This window comes from Massilia sp. CT11-108 (assembly GCF_047302915.1).
Taxonomy (GTDB): domain Bacteria; phylum Pseudomonadota; class Gammaproteobacteria; order Burkholderiales; family Burkholderiaceae_D; genus Telluria; species Telluria orientalis.
Map to the genome: position 1 here is coordinate 1 of NZ_JBKYMO010000630.1, position 2768 is coordinate 2768.

The 2768-nt window shown below is 67.7% G+C and carries 3 protein-coding genes; all 3 read left to right on the forward strand.

What is annotated here, in order from left to right:
• A partial coding sequence (locus ACEN88_RS28620) for a CorA family divalent cation transporter (protein WP_413345138.1) occupies positions 1–431 on the forward strand: 431 nt, incomplete at its 5' end.
• Between the two features lie 238 nt (positions 432–669).
• On the forward strand, positions 670–1728 hold the full coding sequence (locus ACEN88_RS28625; protein WP_413345140.1) for a UDP-glucose--hexose-1-phosphate uridylyltransferase: 1059 nt from the start codon (positions 670–672) through the stop codon (positions 1726–1728).
• 1 nt (position 1729) lies between these two features.
• The coding region (gene galK, locus ACEN88_RS28630) for a galactokinase (RefSeq protein ID WP_413345142.1) at positions 1730–2768 on the forward strand (1039 nt) is incomplete at its 3' end.

Genomic DNA, 2768 nt, shown 5'->3' on the forward strand with positions numbered 1-2768 from the left:
ACCTGGGCGCGCTGCGGCGGGTGCTCGTCCGGCTGCAGCGGCTGCTGGCGCCGGAACCGGCCGCCCTCTTCCGCCTGCTGCAGCGCCCTCCGGCCTGGGTGGCGCCGGAAGACCGCCAGGAGCTGCGCCAGTCGACCGAGGAATTCACGGTCGTGCTGTCCGACCTCGCCGCACTGCACGAACGGATCAAACTGCTGCAGGAAGAGATCGCGGCCCGGGTCAACGAGGACAATAACCGCAGCCTGTTCCTGCTGACCATCGTGACGGTGATGGCCCTCCCGATCAACCTGATCGCAGGCCTGCTGGGCATGAACGTGGGCGGCGTGCCGCTGTCCCAGCATCCGCACGGGTTCTGGCTCGTGCTGGGCTTTACCGCGCTCGTCACCGGGGCCATTGCGTGGCTGTTGCTTCGATTGCAACGGCCGCATTGATCCTTTGCCATATAAAAACAGGATATTTACCCTTGCATTGGGTATAACTCCTTTCCCGGCATCACGTTAAGCTTCTTGCCTCAGGAAAAGCCCACACGCCTGTGCAGCCGTGCGCGGCGCGACCGACGGTAGAATGGCCCCAGACACCGGCGCCAGCCTCTGCTTCCACCGGTACGCGCGCCGCGCCGCCCGGTCGTGGCTTTTCGAGCATCCTATTTCCGAATCGCAGAAGAAGACCATGTTCAATCCATCCGACCATCCGCACCGCCGTTACAACCCGCTGCAAGGCGACTGGGTCCTCGTGTCCCCGCACCGCGCCAAGCGTCCGTGGCAGGGGCAACAGGAAGCCGTCGACCGCTCGGCCAAGCCGTCGCACGACCCGACCTGCTACCTGTGCCCGGGCAATACCCGCGTCAACGGCGAAAAGAACCCCGACTACACAGGCACCTATGTGTTCGAGAACGACTTCGCCGCGCTGATGCCGGACACCCCGGAAGCCGCGGAGGGCACGGACCCGCTGTTCCAGACGATGAGCGCGCGCGGCAGGAGCCGCGTGATCTGCTTCTCGCCCGACCATGCGAAGTCGCTGCCGCAACTATCGCTGCTGGCGCTGGAAGGCGTCATCGACACGTGGTGCGAACAGGCCGCCGAGCTGGGCGCCAAATACCGCTGGGTCCAGGTGTTCGAGAACAAGGGCGCCGTGATGGGCTGCTCGAACCCGCACCCGCACGGCCAGATCTGGGCGACCAGCTACGTGCCCAACCTGCCGGCCGCCGAAGACCGCCAGCAGAAGGCCTACCACGCCGAACAGGGCCGCCGCCTGCTGCTGGACGTGGCCGAGCGCGAGATCGCCGCACAGGAACGCGTGGTCGTCCAGACCGAGCACTGGGTCGCCATCGTCCCATATTGGGCCGCGTGGCCGTTCGAGACGCTGGTCCTGCCCCGCTTCGCCGTGCGCCGCCTGGAAGAGCTGCAGCCGGCCCAGCGCGCCGACCTGGCCGTGCTGCTGAAGCGCCTGACCACCCGCTACGACAACCTGTTCCAGACCTCGTTCCCGTACTCGATGGGCTGGCACGGCGCCCCGTACGGTATTCCGGACGAAGAGGCGGAAGGCTGGCAGCTGCACGCCCACTTCTACCCGCCGCTGCTCCGCTCCGCGTCAGTGCGCAAGTTCATGGTCGGCTTCGAGATGCTGGCCGAAGCCCAGCGCGACCTGACCCCGGAACAGGCGGCCGAACGCCTGCGCGCGCAATCCGAAGTGCACTACCTCGACACCGAATCCAACCAAACGACCTGACATGCAAGATACCCGTCTCTCCCGCACCGCCGCCGCCTTCGAAACCGCATTCGGCACCGCCCCCACGCTATTCGTCCAGGCTCCGGGCCGCGTCAACCTGATCGGCGAGCACACCGATTACAACGACGGCCTCGTGCTCCCCTGCGCCATCGACTACCGCACCGCCATCGCCGCCAAACCGCGCGGCGACCGCAAGGTGCGCGTCGTGGCGGCCGACTACGGCGACGCGCTCGACGAATACGACCTCGACGCCCCGATCGGCCGCGTGGACCAGCCGATGTGGGCCAACTACGTGCGCGGCGTCGTCGAGCAGTTCGTGAAGCGCGGCCTGCCGATGCAGGGCATGGACATGGCCATCGCGGGCGACGTGCCGCAGGGCGCTGGCCTGTCGTCGTCGGCATCGCTGTCGGTCGCCGTGGGCCGCCTGTTCGCGACCTTGCCCGGCTTCGAGGCGCTGTCGCCGATCGACATCGCGCTGATCGCGCAGGCATCGGAAAACGACTTCGTCGGCACCAAGTGCGGCAACATGGACCAGATCAGTTCCGCGTGCGGCGTCGAAGGCCACGCGCTGATGATCGACTGCCGCTCGCTGGAGGTGAAGCCCGTGCCGGTGCCGGACAACGCCGCCATCATGATCTTCAATTCGAACGTGACGCGCGGCCTCGTGGACAGCGCCTACAACGTGCGCCGCGAGCAGTGCGAAGCGGCCGCCCGCCACTTCGGCATCCCGGCCCTGCGCGACCTCGACCTCGCCACGCTGGAAGCCCGCGCGGGCGAACTGGACCCGGTCGTGGTGCGCCGCGCGCGCCACGTGGTGACGGAAGACGACCGCGTGCTGGCCGCCGCCGACGCGCTGCAGGCCGGCGACCTGGTACGCCTGGGCGAACTGATGGCGGCATCGCACGCATCGATGCGCGACGATTTCGAGATCACCGTGCCCGCCATCGACAACCTCGTCGACATCGTCAAGAACGTCATCGGCACCCAGGGCGGCGTGCGCATGACGGGCGGCGGGTTCGGCGGCTGCGTGGTGGCCGTCG